The sequence below is a fragment of the Microbacterium sp. Leaf159 genome (assembly GCF_001423615.1).
Classification (GTDB): Bacteria; Actinomycetota; Actinomycetes; order Actinomycetales; family Microbacteriaceae; genus Microbacterium.
Map to the genome: position 1 here is coordinate 1,313,556 of NZ_LMOU01000001.1, position 16,715 is coordinate 1,330,270.

At 68.7% G+C, this 16,715-nt stretch carries 15 protein-coding genes; 8 read left to right on the plus strand and 7 right to left on the minus strand.

The window, feature by feature from the left end; genetic code table 11:
• The first annotated feature begins 144 nt into the window (after nucleotides 1–144).
• Genes ASF80_RS06315 through ASF80_RS06325 form a run of 3 tightly spaced genes read left to right on the plus strand, consistent with a single transcriptional unit; the run spans nucleotide 145 to nucleotide 3,260 of the window.
• Nucleotides 145–1,908: a thiamine pyrophosphate-binding protein gene (locus ASF80_RS06315; RefSeq protein WP_056308978.1), complete on the plus strand. Its 1,764-nt coding sequence runs from the start codon at nucleotides 145–147 to the stop codon at nucleotides 1,906–1,908.
• Between the two features lie 27 nt (nucleotides 1,909–1,935).
• The gene (locus ASF80_RS06320; RefSeq protein WP_056308981.1) at nucleotides 1,936–2,790 is read left to right on the plus strand and encodes a PhzF family phenazine biosynthesis protein; all 855 of its coding nucleotides are present in this window, start codon (nucleotides 1,936–1,938) and stop codon (nucleotides 2,788–2,790) included.
• A gap of 35 nt (nucleotides 2,791–2,825) precedes the next feature.
• The gene (locus ASF80_RS06325; protein WP_056308983.1) at nucleotides 2,826–3,260 is read left to right on the plus strand and encodes an NUDIX hydrolase; all 435 of its coding nucleotides are present in this window, start codon (nucleotides 2,826–2,828) and stop codon (nucleotides 3,258–3,260) included.
• Between the two features lie 19 nt (nucleotides 3,261–3,279).
• Here the strand turns inward: ASF80_RS06325 and ASF80_RS06330 are convergent, their stop codons facing one another.
• Nucleotides 3,280–3,660 carry a VOC family protein gene (locus ASF80_RS06330; RefSeq protein WP_056311863.1) on the minus strand — a complete coding sequence of 127 codons (381 nt, stop codon included), beginning with the start codon at nucleotides 3,658–3,660 and terminating at the stop codon, nucleotides 3,280–3,282.
• A gap of 139 nt (nucleotides 3,661–3,799) precedes the next feature.
• On the opposite strand from ASF80_RS06330, the gene ASF80_RS06335 reads away from it, so the two are divergent.
• Nucleotides 3,800–5,014, plus strand: a complete 1,215-nt coding sequence (locus ASF80_RS06335; RefSeq protein ID WP_157520985.1) for a hypothetical protein — start codon at nucleotides 3,800–3,802, stop codon at nucleotides 5,012–5,014.
• Nucleotides 5,015–5,017: 3 nt separating this feature from the next.
• On the opposite strand, the gene ASF80_RS06340 is transcribed toward ASF80_RS06335, so the two are convergent.
• The 5 genes from ASF80_RS06340 to ASF80_RS06360 all read right to left on the minus strand — a co-directional run bounded on the left by ASF80_RS06340 (nucleotide 5,018) and on the right by ASF80_RS06360 (nucleotide 10,578).
• Nucleotides 5,018–5,647 (minus strand): response regulator transcription factor, encoded by a 630-nt coding sequence (locus ASF80_RS06340; RefSeq protein WP_056308987.1) that lies wholly within the window; start codon nucleotides 5,645–5,647, stop codon nucleotides 5,018–5,020.
• Nucleotides 5,644–6,858, minus strand: a complete 1,215-nt coding sequence (locus tag ASF80_RS06345; protein ID WP_056308988.1) for a histidine kinase — start codon at nucleotides 6,856–6,858, stop codon at nucleotides 5,644–5,646. The genes ASF80_RS06340 and ASF80_RS06345 overlap by 4 nt, the downstream gene beginning before the upstream one ends.
• 36 nt (nucleotides 6,859–6,894) lie before the next feature.
• Nucleotides 6,895–7,650 carry an ABC transporter permease gene (locus ASF80_RS06350; RefSeq protein WP_056308990.1) on the minus strand — a complete coding sequence of 252 codons (756 nt, stop codon included), beginning with the start codon at nucleotides 7,648–7,650 and terminating at the stop codon, nucleotides 6,895–6,897.
• Nucleotide 7,651: 1 nt separating this feature from the next.
• On the minus strand, nucleotides 7,652–8,626 hold the full coding sequence (locus ASF80_RS06355) for an ABC transporter ATP-binding protein (RefSeq protein ID WP_082488203.1): 975 nt from the start codon (nucleotides 8,624–8,626) through the stop codon (nucleotides 7,652–7,654).
• An 80-nt stretch (nucleotides 8,627–8,706) separates the two neighbouring features.
• The gene (locus ASF80_RS06360) at nucleotides 8,707–10,578 is read right to left on the minus strand and encodes an FAD-dependent monooxygenase (protein WP_056308992.1); all 1,872 of its coding nucleotides are present in this window, start codon (nucleotides 10,576–10,578) and stop codon (nucleotides 8,707–8,709) included.
• Nucleotides 10,579–10,710: 132 nt separating this feature from the next.
• Here ASF80_RS06360 and ASF80_RS06365 point away from each other — a divergent pair, with 132 nt between their 5' ends.
• Entirely contained in the window at nucleotides 10,711–11,412 is a 702-nt protein-coding gene (locus ASF80_RS06365) for an IclR family transcriptional regulator (protein WP_056308994.1), read from the plus strand.
• Between the two features lie 113 nt (nucleotides 11,413–11,525).
• Here the strand turns inward: ASF80_RS06365 and ASF80_RS06370 are convergent, their stop codons facing one another.
• A complete protein-coding gene (locus tag ASF80_RS06370) occupies nucleotides 11,526–12,905 on the minus strand; it encodes an MFS transporter (protein WP_056308997.1) in 1,380 nt (459 codons plus the stop codon).
• A gap of 141 nt (nucleotides 12,906–13,046) precedes the next feature.
• On the opposite strand from ASF80_RS06370, the gene ASF80_RS06375 reads away from it, so the two are divergent.
• Genes ASF80_RS06375 through hpaE form a run of 3 tightly spaced genes read left to right on the plus strand, consistent with a single transcriptional unit; the run spans nucleotide 13,047 to nucleotide 16,704 of the window.
• A complete protein-coding gene (locus ASF80_RS06375; RefSeq protein WP_056308999.1) occupies nucleotides 13,047–14,528 on the plus strand; it encodes a fumarylacetoacetate hydrolase family protein in 1,482 nt (493 codons plus the stop codon).
• Complete coding sequence (locus tag ASF80_RS06380; RefSeq protein ID WP_056309001.1) at nucleotides 14,525–15,211, plus strand: GntR family transcriptional regulator; 687 nt, start codon at nucleotides 14,525–14,527, stop codon at nucleotides 15,209–15,211. Before ASF80_RS06375 ends, ASF80_RS06380 begins: the two co-directional genes overlap by 4 nt.
• Nucleotides 15,208–16,704: a 5-carboxymethyl-2-hydroxymuconate semialdehyde dehydrogenase gene (gene hpaE, locus ASF80_RS06385; protein WP_056309003.1), complete on the plus strand. Its 1,497-nt coding sequence runs from the start codon at nucleotides 15,208–15,210 to the stop codon at nucleotides 16,702–16,704. The genes ASF80_RS06380 and hpaE overlap by 4 nt, the downstream gene beginning before the upstream one ends.
• Nucleotides 16,705–16,715 lie beyond the last annotated feature (11 nt).

Genomic DNA, 16,715 nt, shown 5'->3' on the forward strand with positions numbered 1-16,715 from the left:
AGCGCTCACGGCTGTAGGATCGACTCGTCCGGCGCTCTCTGTCGCCGGTGCCTGAAAAAGAGGCACGAAGCACCCCACGATGACGCGGGGGCGAGACACATACGGAATCGCACGTTCTCCGTCCCTGTCTCGAAAGGCTTCCCCATGCCCACCGTCTCCGCGCACGTCGCCCACACCCTCGCCCAGCACATCGACGCCGTCTTCGGTGTGATGGGCAACGGCAACGCCTACTTCCTCGACGCCATCGAGACCCAGACGGATGCGGTCTTCACGGCAGTCCGCCACGAGCAGGGCGCAGTCGTCGCGGCCGACGCGCACTTCCGGGCCTCCGGACGCATCGCCGCCGGAACCTCGACCTACGGCGCGGGCTTCACGAACACGCTCACGGCGCTCGCCGAGGCCGTGCAGGCCCATGTGCCGCTCGTGCTCGTGGTCGGCGATGAGCCGACCTCCGGTCCTCGCCCGTGGGACGTCGATCAGATCGCACTCGCCTCGGCCGTCGGCGCCCGCACATATACGGTCGGTCGCGCGGATGCCGCCGCGACCACCGTGATCGCGATCGAGCACGCGCTGACCTACCGCGTGCCGGTCGTCCTGGCCATCCCCTACGACGTGGCCGCGCTCGAGGCCGGTGCTGTGCCCGAGGCGCCGGCGCCCCGCCTCCCCGCGCCGCTCGCTCCTCGCGGCGAGTTCGCCGAGGGCACGCTGGGTGAGATCGCCTCGGCGCTGGCCGGAGCATCCCGCCCGTTCCTGCTCGCCGGCCGTGGCGCCTGGCTGGCAGGTGCCGGTGAGGCGCTGGGCGAGCTCGCCAGCCAGACCGGTGCCCTGACCGCATCGTCGGCCCTCGGTCGCGGCGTGTTCCCCGAGTCGCAGTACGACCTCGGCGTCACCGGCGGATTCGGTGCCGACGGTGCCATGGATCTCGTGCGCAGCGCTGACGTCGCGGTCGTGTTCGGCGCCTCCCTCAACCAGTTCACGATGCGCTTCGGCGAGCTCTTCGCTCCGGGCACCCGCGTCTTCCAGATCGACATCGCCCCGGCTGCCACGCATCCTCACGTCGGCGGCTTCGTCCGTGCGGACGCCCGCCTCGCAGCCGAGGAGCTCGTCACGCGCGTCGGCTCCCTCGTCTCCGGTTCAGGTCCCGAGATCGCCCCTGCCGAGCACAACTTCGGAGCTGAGGCACGCCACACCGAGACATCAGGACTCGCGGACGGCGAGTCGCGGCCTGCATCCGAAGCTGTGCCGGGAAGGCCGTGGCGCGAGACCGTCGACGTCGCTGTGGCACGCACGTACGACGAGGGCGACGACCTCGCCGCGGACGGTCGCCTGGATCCCCGATCTGCCGCACGCCGCATCGCCGAGCTGCTGCCCAGCGACCGTGTCGTCGTCTCCGACGGCGGGCACTTCATCGGCTGGGCGAACATGTACTGGCCGGTCGCGGCACCCGATCGCATGATGATGGTCGGCACCGCCTTCCAGTCGATCGGACAGGGCTGGCCGAGTGTCGTCGGTGCGGCCCTCGCCCGCCGCGAGTCGACCGTCGTGCTGACGTCGGGCGACGGCGGCGGCCTGATGGCGATCGCCGACCTCGAGTCAGCCGTCCGTGCCGCCCAGGGCCGTGGCATCGCGGTGATCTGGAACGACGCGGCGTACGGCGCCGAGGTCAACCTCTACGGCCTCAAGGGACTCGCAGAGGGGCCGATGCGGATTCCCGAGGTCGACTTCGCCGCATTCGGCGCTGCTGTCGGAGCCGAGGGCGTCGTCGTGAAGACACTCGCGGATCTCGATCGGCTCAGCACCTGGGCACTCGAGGATGCCGCGACGCGACGATTCCTCCTGCTCGACCTCCGCATCTCGGGCGACGTGATCGCGCCGTACCAGCAGGAGATCATCCGCGTGAACTCGTGAGGCCATCCGGTCGCTAGGCTCCTCGTCATGACCGATGACCTCGACGTCCTGCGCTACAGCGCCTTCGCGGCGACCCCCGCCGGAGGGAATCCTGCAGGGGTCGTCCTCGACGCAGGCGGCATGACCGACGAGCGGATGCAGCGCATCGCCGCCGACGTCGGATATTCCGAGACCGCGTTCATCGTCGGCCGGGCCGCGGATGCACCGGTTCCGCGTTATCGGGTGCGCTATTGGTCACCTGCTGCCGAAGTGCCGTTCTGCGGTCACGCGACGGTCGCGACCGCCGTCGCCCTCGCCGAGCGCGACGGTGTCGGCGACGTGGTCTTCGACACGGATGCCGGCGCCGTCACGCTGCGGTCGGTCGCCGACACAGGCGGTCGCATCACCGTGTCGTTCACGAGCGTCGAGCCCCAGGTGCGCGATCTCGACGCGTCGGTGCTCGAGAGGCTCTTGAGACTGCTGAGCATCGAGCTCGCGGACCTCGACGAACGCTTCCCTCCGAAGGAGGCGTTCGCCGGCAATTGGCATCCGGTCATCACTCTCCGTGACCGAGAGCTGTTCGATCAGTTCCGCTTCTCCCCCGCCGACGTCGCCGCCCTCATGCGCGAACAGGGGTGGCTCGGCACCGTGACGGTGCTGCACGCGGTGGGTCCTGCGGACTTCGACGCGCGCAACCTGTTCCCGGTCGGTCGCATCACCGAAGACCCGGCGACGGGATCAGCGGCGGCATCCGTCGGCGCGTACCTGCGGGACCTGGGGCACCAGGAGCACAGTGTCCGGATCCATCAGGGCGCGCACGTGCGCAGGCCGAGCCTGCTCAGCGTGACGATCCCGCCGACCGGCGGCGTCGTGGTGTCCGGCGGCGCGTTCCGCCTGTCATGAGCCCCGCGCCTATGCTCCTGCGTTAGCCTTCCGGGATGCCTGCCATCCGCAACATCGCCGTCGGCCTCCCCGTGAAGGACGGGCATCTGCTCGCCCTCGAAGGACACGACCGCTCACGCGGACTCGACTTCCTCCGTGCGATCGGCGGGGGGATCGAGTTCGGTGAGACGGCGGTGGAGGCGCTCCGGCGAGAGTTCATGGAAGAGCTCGGCGTCGAGCTCGAGGGCGCCGAGCCGCTCGGCGTCTTCGAGAACATCTTCACGTACGAGGGCGAACCCGGGCACGAGATCGCCCACGTCTTCGCAGTGTCGTCCGCAGCGCTCGATGCCGTGCCTCTCGACGCAGAGCTCCGCATCCTCGATGAGGGCAGTCCTGTGCGCTGGGTGCCCCTCGCGGACATCGAGTCCGGCGTCCGCGTGCTCTTTCCGGAGGGGGCGCCAGAGGCCCTGCGCACGATCGCCGCACGCTGACCTCGGGTCTCCCGCCGCGTCAGGCCTGCGCGCTGTAGTCCGGCAGCTCCTGAAGTGTCCAGGTGTTGCCGTCCGGGTCGTCGAACCAAACGAAGCGCCCCCAGCCCAGGTCTTCGACGCCCTTGGTCGTCACGCCCACGGCTTCGAGCTGTGCCTTGGCCTCATCGGCGTTCGGCACCACCACCTGGATCGTCTTCTGCTGCCCCGGCTCGAGAGGAATCTCGAGCCCCGTGCCGAAGGCTATCGAGCAGGCGGACCCCGGCGGAGTCATCTGCACGAAGCGCAGACCCTCGTACGGAACCTGGTCGTGGTCGGGGTTGAATCCGATCTTCGTGTAGAACTCCTTCGAGCGGTCGACGTCGGTCACCGGCACGAAGATGAGCTCGATCTTCCAAGTCATCATGCGCTCCTCGCTGTGGGCGTCGGCGCCCATCGGCCCTCAGGCTACGCGGGGCTTCCGACACCCGCCAGAGCGGTGGCGTATCCCGAACCCCGATGACTGACCGCGCGCGTGCTCATCGGTGACGGATACTGGTCCGGTGACGCGACGACGAGAGCATGACCGGATGCAGCTGATCATCGAGGCACTCGGCAAGCCGCAGGGCGACCTCGCCGTGAGAGATCTGATCGCCGCGTTCGGCACCGCACCTGCAGAGATCGCCGCGTATCGGATCGGGGAGCCGGTCGTGCTCTCGCAGCACCTGCGATTCGGATCCGGTGGGGAGATCGTGCTGCATGACGACGCGGTCTTCGCCGTGATCCTGCACCTCACACCCACGTCGTTCGCCCCGCGGGGACTCGACGTGGCCGAGTGGATCCCCGGGATCGGCAACAGCGCGACGTTCGCCGACTTCAGAGCGAGCTTCGACGTCCCGTGGAGGTTCGCAGAGGGCGACCGCTACTTCGTGCTCGAGGCCGCGTATCTGCGCCCGGAGTTCGTGAAGTACGGGGGCCGCCGAGCCGGTGACCTGCAGCGGGTGGCCTTCACCGTGGATGACCCGAAGGACACGTGCCGTCCGGCCCACGACGGCTGCCCGGTGTGCCGCGAGTTGATCGCACACGCCGAGGACGGTCTTTTCGATCTGGACGGCACGATCCACCGTCTCGTCCACGGCCTCGAGGCAGGAGTGCTCACGAGCAAGGACGGGCCGGTGCCCCTCGCCGACCTCCGCCCCCTGCACGCCTCCGCCCTCTTGGAGCGGGTGGAGAGCCAGGTCACCTGCACCGCGTGCGGTCGGGTCGCATGTCTCACCCTGTATCGCGACTCCTCACCGACGTTCAGCCATCACCCTCTGGATGCCGCACTGCGACGACCCCACGAAGCGATCCCTCCCGTCGAGCGATGGGGCGACGCCGCTCGCATCGCCGCGGCGCGAGAGGCGATGCGCTACGTCGACCATGAGCCCGGATCGTGGTTTCTGGTCGAACAGCACGGCGACCTGTACCTCGACTCCCGGTACACGATCAGCTCGATCCTCGACGACTCGTGCCTGATCCGCTTGGATGACGCCGAGCGCCGCCAGTACCGCGAAGCGGGCCGCGACACCCTCACCGAGCTCGCCCGGCGCATCGACAGCACCGGACCCCATCGGGAAGAATCACCCTTCCATCTGCGGAACCTCCGTCGATACCCCGACGACGGAAAGGACTACACCACCGAACTCCGAGCTGCGATCGCCGACCACACCTGGCTCGCCCGGCAGAAGCAGGCAGCGGCGCAGCACGCGCGTGCCGCATCCGCCGCGGAGGGATGAGCGTCAGATCCAGCCCTTGTCGAGCGCGATCCGCACGGCCTGCGCGCGGTTCGCCGCGCCCGTCTTCCCGATCGCCGCGGAGAGGTGATTTCGCACGGTGCCCGCAGACAGGAACACCTCGGCCGCGACGGCAGCGGCCGATCGGCCGTCCGCAGCGAGACGGAGCACCTGGCGCTCCCGCTCGCTCAGTGGGTTCGCACCGTCGAACAGGCTGTCTGCGGCGAGCGCCGGATCGAGCACGCGCACGCCTCGATGCACCCGACGCACCGCCTCCGCCAGCTGCTCGGCAGGGGTGTCCTTCACGATGAACCCGCTGGCTCCGGCATCCAAGGCCGACCGCAGATATCCGGGGCGAGCGAAAGTGGTCACGATGAGGATCTTCGTCGTCGGGCTCGCCTCGCGGACCCGACGCGTCGCCTCCACGCCGTCCATGCCCGGCATCTGGATGTCCATCAGACACACATCCGGCCGCAGCTCCTCCGCGAGCCGCAGCGCCTCCGCTCCATCTGATGCCATGCCGATCACGGTGAGGTCGGGCTCGAGGTCGAGCAGCGCCCCCAGTGCGCCGCGCACCAGCGCCTGATCGTCGGCGATCAGCAGACGAATGCCTGCGCCCTCGCTCGCGGTCGTCACCAGGTCACCTCCACTCTGGTCCCCGAGCGTTCGGCGTCACGAGCTCCGGCGATCACGAAGCCGGCTCCTGCTGCCGCCGCACGCTCGCGCATGCCACGGATGCCGTTGCCCGCGCCTTCACCTGCGCCTTCAGGCATGCCGATCCCGTCGTCGTCGACCACCAGCCGCCCGGGCGCCAACAGCACTCCCACCGTGCGGGCCTGCGAATGACGCAGCGCATTGGTCGTCGCCTCACGCAGGATCCAACTCGCGGTGATCGCCTGCACCGGTGAGAGGGCATCGGCCTCGCCATGAACCCGCAGGTCGATGTCGGCCGCGCGGAGCGAGTCCCGAGACGACGCGAGCTGCTCGACGAGCGTCGTCGCCCGCGCACCGGACACCGACGACCTCACCCCGGCGATCGCCTCCGCTGTCAGCCGCTCGATGTCGGCGAGCTCCGCCTTCGCGCGCTCCGGATCGGAGTCCATGAGGCGGCGCACGAGCTGCGCCTTGAGACCGACGACCGTCAGCGAGTGGCCGATCAGGTCGTGCACGTCGCGTGCGACGGCTTCGCGCCCCGCACTCGTCGCCAACTCGAGTCCGAGCTGCTCGGCCTCTCCCGAGCGGATGATGAGCCAGGTCGACACCGTGTTGACGACGCCCAGCAGTCCGATGATCGCCAGCACCGACAGATAGCTGAGGCCTCCGGGGAGCAGGAAGACGCACAGCGCCGCGACCGTCAGGGCGGCGACCGTCGTGATCCAGTGCCACACACGCGTCAGCCCGTAGGAGGCGAACGACATGATGAACGGAAGGAAGCTGAGCGCGGAGCCGCCTTCTGCGGGCACGGAGATCAGCGCGCAGACGATGAGGAGCGCGAACGTGACCCACTGCCGCGCAGACGGCGGTCGCCCCAACCCACCCCCGCCGCGCATCCCGTGCATGAAGCCGGTGACGTACAGCACCACGAAGGCGATCAGCGCGATCCAGCCCACGACGATCCACGCGGACGGCGCCTCGGAGCGCAGCAGCGCCAGCACCGGATAGACGAGGAAGACCAGCCAGATCACGGCCATCAGCCAGCCGAACCGCGACCAGGGATCCTTCCCCACCGGTCGACGTGGGGCGCGCGCTCCTGGTGCCGACCATGCGGCCGGCGGGGCTCCCAGGGCGGCGAACCGCCGTGCCTCCCCGGATGCTTCCGAGGATCCGCCCTTCGAGTGCTGCATCATCCGTCCAACCTATCGACGACGGGCAATTCCGGGCTCCTACTGACGCGCCCGAGAACGCTTCATCCCCATGGTCACCAACAGCGCGAACAGCGCGAGCCACACGATGACGTTCAGGAACAGCATCCACAGCTCATCCGTCTGCCCCGTGGTGAGGACACCGTCGGTCAACGGCCAGCGACTGAGGGCGACGAAGCCGTACAGGGGCGTGAAGCGGGCGATGTCGAGCATCACGCCGTCGAGCGGCATGAAGACATTGCCGAAGAACGCGAAGAACGTCATCGAGATCGAGGCCAGCGCCGCGGCGGAGTCCGAGCTGAAGAACAGGCCGACGCCGAGTCCGAACAGCCCGTACATCAGGCCGATCCCGAGGATGATGGCGGCGGTGGCGACCCAGCGCCACGCATCCTCGACCTGCGCGCCGGTCATCATGCCCGCGGAGAAGACCGCCACCAGTGCCAGCGCAGCGAAGACGACGGATGTGAGCAGCTTGGTCAGTGCGTAGCCTGCGGTCGTCAGCGGGGTCATCGCGAGCTGACGACCCCAGCCCTGCTTCGCCTCAGTCGCCGCGAGCGAGGTCAGCGAGCTCATCGCGACCGCCGTGCCGTAGGCGGCCATCGAGGTCATCACATAGAAGGAGACGTTGCCATGGCCGGCCGAGAGCGAGCCGTAGCCCATTCCCGCACCGAACAGCAGGTACATCGCGACCGGCATCGCCAGCGTGAATGCGAGCGTGTATGGGTTGCGCAGCTGACGGATGCCTTCGATACGCAGCATGGTGGGTGAGACGAGCATGTCAGTTCTCCGTCAGGGCCGTGAAGGCGGTTTCGAGGGTGGCGGCGGCGATCTCGATGTCATGCGCGCCGTTGTCGAGCAGAAGGCGGGCGGCGGCGTCCGAGTCCGCTGCCCGCAGGCTCAGTCGGTCCCCGTCCAGTCGCACGTCGACGACGCCGTCTTCGTCTTTCAGCGTCGCGACGAGCGGGGCATCGGCCGGATCGATGGTCGCGGAGAGGCTCCGCTCGCCCAGACTCGCCCGCAGCAGCGCCGTGGGGGCGTCCGCGACGATCGCGCCGCGGTGCATCACCACCGTCCGACGCGCGAACTGCTCCGCCTCCTCCAGGTAGTGGGTGGCGAAGACGATCGTGCGCCCGGCATCCGCATCCGCCCGCATCACATCCCAGAAGTGCCGCCGGGCTGTGACGTCCATGCCTGCCGTCGGCTCGTCGAGCACGAGGATGTCGGGGTCGGAGACCATCGCGAGTGCGAACTTCACCCGCTGCTGCTCTCCACCGGAGCACTTCGACACCCGGCGGCGGGCGAGGTTCTCGAGATCGGCACGGGCCATGACCTCGGGCACGCGTGCGGCGGCTGCTGCCCCGTACAGCGAGGCGATGAGGCGCACGGTCTCGCCCACCGTCAGGTCGCCCAGCAGGCCGCCGGACTGCAGCACCGCGCCGATCGCGCCGCTCGATGTCGCCCGCTCGGGCGTGACCCCGAGCACCTGGACGCTGCCGGTGCTCGGTTGCGTGAGTCCCAGGAGCATGTCGAGCGTCGTCGTCTTGCCCGCGCCGTTCGGCCCCAGCAGAGCCACGACCTCCCCCCGGCGGATCGACAGATCGACGCCGGCCACGGCCTGCACGCGGCTGTCGCCCGAGCCGAAGTGGCGCGTGACGCCGCGCAGCTCGAGCACGACCGGATCATAGTTCGGGGCGTCGGATGCCGGCCGAGCGGTGGCCTGCGTCGCCGGCCGACTCGCGGAGGTGTTGTTCATGCCTCCAGCCTTCCGGAGCGGCGACGACGGCGCCGGAGGGCGGTGTCATCTCCTTGCCATGACACGTGTCATGCTGCCCCTCAGGATGCCGGCAGCAGTGCTCCCTCGAAGAACGACGTCAGCTCATCGACGGCATCGAGCGGAAGGATCGCGGCGACGTACTGGTCGGGGCGCACCACGACCACGACACCGTCCCGCGACAGCTCACGCGCCTCGAAGATGTCGGTCTCCGTCCACTTCGACGGCCCGGCCGCGTAGACCTTCTCCCAGTCGGTGAGTCCGAGCGGACCGGTCTTCGGCTGGAACAGGGCGGGAGCAGAGGTGACCTCGACCTCCTCATACGGCTGCTGGTAGATCGCTTTGACGTCGAAGACGGAATCCTGATCGGCATCCGCCGGCGTGAATCGCGCCAAGGCCGGCCCCGCCTGGGAGGCCCAGGCGTCGAGCTTCGCGGCATCTCGACCGCCGAAAGCGTAGACGCGCCAACGTCCGTCGGCCTTCGCATGGTGGCCGAGGTGCACGACGTTGCCGTCGCCCACCCGCACGACCTCTGCCGACTTGAAGCGCTTGCCGAGCGGGAACCCGGCGGCGAGCGCCTGGTGCGCATCGGAACCCGTGATCATCGACGACGTGTACTGCGTCATGAAGCCGGAGGGGAACTCCGCCGTCGCGAGGTAGTACGTCGCGAGATCGTTGGGATCGGTGATCTCCGAGGGCTTGCGCGCCATCAGCGTGGACCACTCGCGGTCGAAGTCGATGAGCTGCTGCGCCACGGGTCGACGCTCGGCACCGTAGGTCGCGAGCAGCGCCTCGGGCGCCCGCCCGGTGAGCACCGATCCGAGCTTCCACCCGAGGTTGAAGCCGTCCTGCATCGAGACGTTCATGCCCTGGCCGGCCTTCGCGCTGTGCGTATGGCAGGCATCCCCGGTGAGGAACACCCGCGGAGTCCGACCGGATCCGTCGATCACGTCGTCGAACCCGTCGGTGACGCGGTGCCCGACCTCGTAGACGCTGTGCCACGCGACCTCCTTGACGTCCAGCGTGTAGGGGCTCAGGATCGCGTTCGCCTTGCGGATGATCTCCTCGATCGGCGTCTGGCGCACGCGGTGATCGTCGTCCTCTGCGACCTCGCCGAGGTCGATGTACATCCGGCTGAGGTATCCGCCCTCGCGCGGGATGTGCAGGATGTTGCCCGCCTCCGAGTTGATCGCGCACTTGGTGCGCCAGTCCGGGAAGTCCGTGTTCACGAGCACGTCCATGACGCCCCACGCGTGTGCGGCGCTCCCGCCGACGTGCGTCCGTCCGATGGCCTGACGCACGCCACTGCGCGCGCCGTCGCACCCTGCGACGTACTTGGCTCGGATCGTGCGCTCCTCGCCCGCCCGCTCCCCCGCGACGTATCGCAGCGCGACCTCGACCGGGTACTCGCCCTCGTCGTGCACGGTCAGCCCCACGAACTCGATGCCGTAGTCGGGGGCGATGCGGCCCGGGCCGTTCGCCGCGGCCTCTGCGAAGTAGTCGAGCACGCGAGCCTGGTTGACGATCAGATGCGGGAACTCGCAGATGTCGTAGGCGTAGTCCGCCGTGCGCGAGGTGCGCACGATCTCGCTCGGCTCATCGGGGTTCGGGCCCCAGAAGTTCATCCACCCGATGTTGTAGGCCTCGGCGATGATCCGCTCGGCGAAGCCGAAGGCCTGGAACGTCTCGACGCTGCGCGGCTGGATGCCGTCGGCCTGGCCGAGCACCAGGCGGCCCTCACGCTTCTCGACGATGCGCGTGGAGACACCGGAGTATTGGGACATCTGTGCTGCGAGCAGCATTCCGGCGGGGCCGGAGCCGACGATGAGGACGTCGATCTCGTCTGGCAGATCTGCGGGACGGTCGGTGCCGATGCCCGCGGCATCCTTCACGCGGGGGTCTCCGGAGACATAGCCGTGGTGGTGGAACTGCATCGTCGTCGATTCCTTCCGGACTTCTCTGTCAGGTGTTGCCATCGAACGCATCGTGTTCTATATTCGAACACACCGTTCTACTATTGAACACAGCCTAGAGCCACCCGTCGATCACCGCAAGGGAGCGCACGCATGCCCGAAGGCACTCCGGCCTCGCAGACCCTCAGTCGCGGCATCCGCATCCTCGAAGTGCTCGCCGACGCGCGCACTCCCCTCACGATCGACGAGATCGCCGCGCGACTCGACGTGCATCGCTCGATCGCCTACCGGCTGCTGCGCACGCTCGAGGACCACCGGCTCATCGGGCGCGACGCGTCGGGTTCCGTCACCCTCGGCCCCCGCATGGCTGCTCTCGCCGCCGGCGTCGCCCACGACCTGCAGGCCGAGGCGCTCCCCGAGCTCACCGCGATCGCGAACGAACTCGGCATGACCTGCTTCCTCGGAGTGCTCGACGGCGACGATTGCATCACACTCGCGAGCATCGAACCCCGGCACGCGATCGCGAGCGTCGCTCAGCGCCCTGGCGCCCGCCACTCCGTGACCGTCGGTGCACCGGGCAAGGCGATCCTGACGCAGCTCGCCGCGTCGGAATGGCCAGACCACACGAGCGCCGCGCTGCGCGCCGACGTCGACGAGGCACGCACGCGCGGATACGCGACGAGCCACGACGAGGTCATCCCCACCGTGCAGTCGGTCGCGGTCCCGCTCGCCCTCCGCGGTCAACGCCCCGCGGCGATCGCCGTGGTGCACGTCGCGACAGACCTCGACGACGCCGAGATCGCCGACCGCCTCCGGCTCTCGGCATCCGCGATCCGCGACGCGCTCGAGGGCTGACGCCGTTCACAGTTCAGCATGAGCGGGAGACGGCGGATGCGTCGCCCCGATAAACCGGAGCGACGCATCGCCTGCACCATCGTCGATACTGAATCGTGGACGGCTGACCGAGGTCAGGCCCTGGCGACGCCGTAGATCGGGCTCACGGACTGCTCCTCCTCGTGGTCCGGCCCCAGAGGGATTCCGGAGCGGTCGCGCAGCAGCAGTGTGGCGATCAGGCCGAGCACCGTCATACCCGCGAGATACCAGGTGACCGCCTGCGTCGAACCGGTCGCCTGCACGATCGCGGTCGCGATGGTGGGCGCGAACGCACCGCCGGCGATCGCGCCGATCGCGTACGAGATCGAGACTCCCGAGAAACGGATGCTGGCAGGGAAGAGCTCGGCGTACAGCGCCGCCTGCGGCCCGTAGGTGAATCCGAGGCCGATCGTGAGGATCGCGAGACCCGCGAACAGCAGGCCGATCTCGCCGGTGTTGACCAGCGGGAACAGCGTGAAGACGCCGACGAGCTGCATGGCCCACCCGATGATGTAGGTGGTACGGCGACCGATCCGGTCGGAGATCCATCCCGCCAGCAGTGTCGTGAGCAGCCAGGTCACCGCAGATCCGGCGACCGCCCAGAGCACGGCGCCGCGGTCGAGACCGATCGGCCCCTCGGGGTTCGTGGCGTACCCCTGGATGTAGCCGCCGGTCGTCATGTAGCCGACGGCGTTGTTGCCGGCGAACACGAACGCCGCGATGATCACGAGCAGCAGGTGCTTGCGGAACAGCTGCACGATCGGCATCGTCGCCTTCTCCTTGCGCTCGGCCAGCTCGGTGAAGACCGGGCTCTCCTCGACCTTGCGACGCACGTAGTAGCCGACGAGGATCAGCACGACGCTGAGCAGGAACGGAATGCGCCAGCCCCAGATCGCGAACTGGTCACCGGGAGCGATCGCCGTCATGAGCGCCATGACGCCCGACGCGAGCAGCAGACCGAGCGGAACGCCGATCTGCGGTGATGCGCCGAAGATCCCTCGTTTGGTGCGCGGGGCGTGCTCGACGGCCATCAGCACGGCGCCGCCCCACTCGCCACCGGCCGAGATGCCCTGGATGATGCGCAGCAGCACCAGCAGGATCGGCGCGGTGATGCCGATCGCGTCGTACGTGGGCAGGATTCCGATGAGCGCGGTCGCCGCCCCCATCAGGATCAGCGTCCACATCAGAACGGTCTTGCGGCCGAGCTTGTCGCCGAAGTGTCCGGCGAGGAAGGCCCCGAGCGGGCGGAAGAGGAAGCTGACGCCCACCGTCGCGAAGGCGATGATGGCGCTGTTCGCACCCAAGGGCTCGAAGAACAGCTGTCCGAAGACCAGGCCGACGGCCGTGGCGTAGATGAAGAAGTCGTACCACTCGACGGTCGTTCCGACGACCGTGGCGAAGACGACACGGCGCCTGTCGGCTGCCGTCGCGATGGTTCCGGTGGGGGTGAAACCCGCCTGTGACTGCCCGCTCATAGGGGTGTCTCCTTTGATTGTGACCGCATTGTCACGGCTCGCTCACGAGGTGATTCGAGTTGCTTGCCGAGGGGTGACACGATGATATATGATTTCGAATACGACGCACAAGGCGTCGACGAAAGCGCGAGGAGGCGCACCGTGACGGCATCCATCACCCGCCCCGGAAAGATCATCGCGATCCACCTGAGCTATGCCTCACGTGCGGATCAGCGAGGGCGCAGGCCCGCATCCCCCTCCTACTTCTTCAAGCCGTCCAGCTCCGTGGGCGTCTCCGGCGGCACCGTCGAGCGTCCAGCCGGCACAGAGCTGCTCGCGTTCGAGGGCGAGATTGCTCTGATCATCGACACCGCAGCGCGGAACGTCTCGCTCGAAGACGCCTGGGCCCATGTCGGCGGGGTCACCGCGTCGAACGACCTCGGACTCTACGACCTGCGCGCCAACGACAAGGGCTCCAACGTCCGCTCCAAGGGCGGCGACGGGTACACCCCGCTCGGCCCCGAGCTCATCGACGCACGCACCGTCGACCCCGCGGCTCTTCGCGTCCGCGCCTGGGTCAACGGCGAGCTGCGCCAGGACGACACGACCGCCGGGCTGATCTTCCCGCTCGCGCAGCTGGTCGCCGACCTCTCTCAGCACTTCACGCTCGAGCCCGGCGACGTGATCCTCACCGGCACGCCCGCAGGGTCCTCCGTGATCGTCCCCGGTGACGTGGTCGAGATCGAGGTCGATGCTCCGGATGCCGCAGGCTCCCCCTCCTCCGGCCGGCTCGTGACCACGGTCACCCAGGGCGAGGTCCCGTTCGACGGCGACATCGGCTCGTTGCCCGCCGTCGACGACCTGCAGAGGACCGAGGCCTGGGGCTCACGCCAAGAGGCGGGCCTCCCTGCCGAATCTCCAGAGCCCGCTCTCTCCCCCGAGCTGCGCACGAAGCTGATGGAGGCGCCGACCGCCGGCCTCTCGGCCCAGCTGCGCAAGCGGGGGCATCATTCGTGCTTCATCGACGGCGTGACCGCGAACATCCCCGGCAGCAAGATCGTCGGCACCGCCAAGACGCTGCGATTCGTCCCCTTCCGTGAAGATCTGTTCAAAAGCCACGGCGGCGGCTACAACGCACAGAAGCGCACCTTCGACGCCGTCGACGAGGGCGAGATCATCGTCATCGAGGCCCGGGGCGACGCGACGACCGGAACGCTCGGCGACATCCTCGCCCTGCGCGCTCGGGCTCGTGGCGCGGCCGGCGTCGTGACCGACGGCGGCGTGCGCGACTTCGACGCGGTCGCCGAGATCGGACTTCCGGTGTTCTCGCAGGGCGCACACCCCTCTGTCCTCGGACGCAAGCACGTGCCGTGGGATTCCGACATCACGATCTCCTGCGGAGGCGCCACGGTGCAGCCGGGCGACATCATCGTGGGCGACGGCGACGGCGTCATCGTGATCCCGCCGGCGCTCGCCGAGCAGGTGGCGGACGACGCGCTCGCCCAGGAGGTCGAAGACGCCTGGATCGCCGAGCAGGTCGCCGCCGGGCACCCCGTCGACGGACTGTTCCCCCTCAACGCCGCCTGGCGCGAGAAGTACGAGGCGGCGACCGGTTCGGCCCCCGAGGGCGGGACCCGGTCATGACCACCGTCGCGAACGCCAGCAAGTCCGAGCAGGCGTACACATGGATCCGCTCGCGCATCTCGGGCCATGTGTTCGGCCCCGGTTACCGGCTCGTGCTCGGGTCGTTGGCCGAGGAGCTCGGCATGAGCGTCGTGCCGGTTCGTGAGGCCATCCGGCGCCTCGAGGCCGAGGGTCTGGTGACCTTCGAGCGCAACGTCGGCGCCCGCGTCACTCTCGTCGACGAGAACGAATACGCACACACGATGCAGACGCTGGGCCTGGTCGAAGGCGCAGCCACTGCACTGTCCGCTCCGCTGCTCGACGCTGAGGCGCTCGACGCGGCAGAGGCGGTCAACGAGCGGATGATCCAGATGCTCGGACACCTCGACGCGCACGCGTTCACCGAGCTCAACCGACAGTTCCACTCGCTGCTCTTCGAGCCGTGCCCGAACCCGCACCTGCTCGACCTGGTGCACCGAGGGTGGGCGCGACTCTCAGGCATCCGCGATTCCACCTTCGCGTACGTGCCGGGGCGTGCCCAGCACTCCGTCGAGGAGCACACCGAGATCCTCGAGCTGATCCGCGCGGGTGCGGACCCGCTCGAGATCGAGCTCGCCGCCCGCAACCACCGCCTTCGCACGAGGGATGCCTTCCTCGATGCCCTCCACGCACGTTCTCACCACAACCCAGGAGACGAGTCATGACCGATTCCCGCATCCCCGCCGACCTGCCCGATCACATCCAGCACTACATCGACGGCGCGTTCGTCGACTCGGTCGACGGCGACACGTTCGACGTGCTCGACCCGGTGACGAACAAGACCTACACGACCGCCGCCGCCGGCAAGAAGGCCGACATCGAGCTCGCCGTCGCCGCAGCGAAGCGCGCGTTCGACGAGGGCCCGTGGCCGCGGATGCTCCCCCGCGAGCGCTCGCGGGTGCTGCACAGGATCGCCGACATCGTCGAGTCGCGCGATGCCCGCCTCGCTGAGCTCGAGTCCTACGACTCCGGACTCCCGATCACGCAGGCCCTCGGCCAGGCCCGCCGCGCCGCCGAGAACTTCCGCTTCTTCGCCGACCTGATCGTCGCCCAGTCCGACGACGCCTTCAAGGTTCCGGGCAAGCAGATGAACTACGTCAACCGCAAGCCGATCGGCGTCGCAGGCCTCATCACGCCGTGGAACACGCCGTTCATGCTCGAGTCGTGGAAGCTCGGCCCCGCGCTCGCGACCGGCAACACCGTGGTCCTGAAGCCTGCCGAGTTCACGCCGCTGTCGGCCTCGCTCTGGGCAGGCATCTTCGAGGAGGCAGGTCTGCCTGCGGGAGTCTTCAACCTCGTCAACGGCCTCGGCGAGGACGCCGGAGACGCGCTGGTGAAGCACCCGGACGTGCCGCTCATCTCGTTCACGGGCGAGAGCTCGACCGGGCAGCTGATCTTCGGCAACGCCGCTCCGTTCCTCAAGGGCCTCTCGATGGAGCTCGGCGGCAAGTCGCCCGCCGTCGTGTTCGCCGACGCCGATCTCGAAGCGGCGGTCGACGCCACGATCTTCGGTGTCTTCTCGCTCAACGGCGAGCGCTGCACCGCAGGCTCCCGCATCCTCGTCGAGCGCTCGATCTACGAGGAGTTCGTCGAGCGCTACGCCGCGCAGGCGAAGCGCGTCAAGGTCGGCTACCCGCACGACCCGGCGACCGAGGTCGGCGCGCTCGTGCACCCCGAGCACTACGACAAGGTGATGAGCTACGTCGAGATCGGCAAGACCGAGGGCCGCCTCGTCGCCGGCGGTGGACGCCCCGAGGGGTTCGATACGGGCAACTTCGTCGCACCGACCGTGTTCGCCGATGTATCCCCCGACGCCCGCATCTTCCAGGAGGAGATCTTCGGTCCGGTCGTCGCGATCACACCGTTCGACTCCGACGACGAGGCGCTCGCCCTCGCGAACAACACGAAGTACGGCCTCGCCGCCTACATCTGGACGAACGACCTGAAGCGCGCGCACAACTTCGCGCAGTCCGTCGAGGCCGGCATGGTGTGGCTGAACAGCAACAACGTGCGTGACCTGCGTACCCCGTTCGGCGGTGTCAAGGCCTCGGGCCTCGGCCACGAGGGCGGCTACCGCTCGATCGACTTCTACACCGACCAGCAGAGCGTGCACATCACGCTCGGCGGCGCCCACAACCCGACCTTCGGCAAGAACTGAGCAAGGACCCT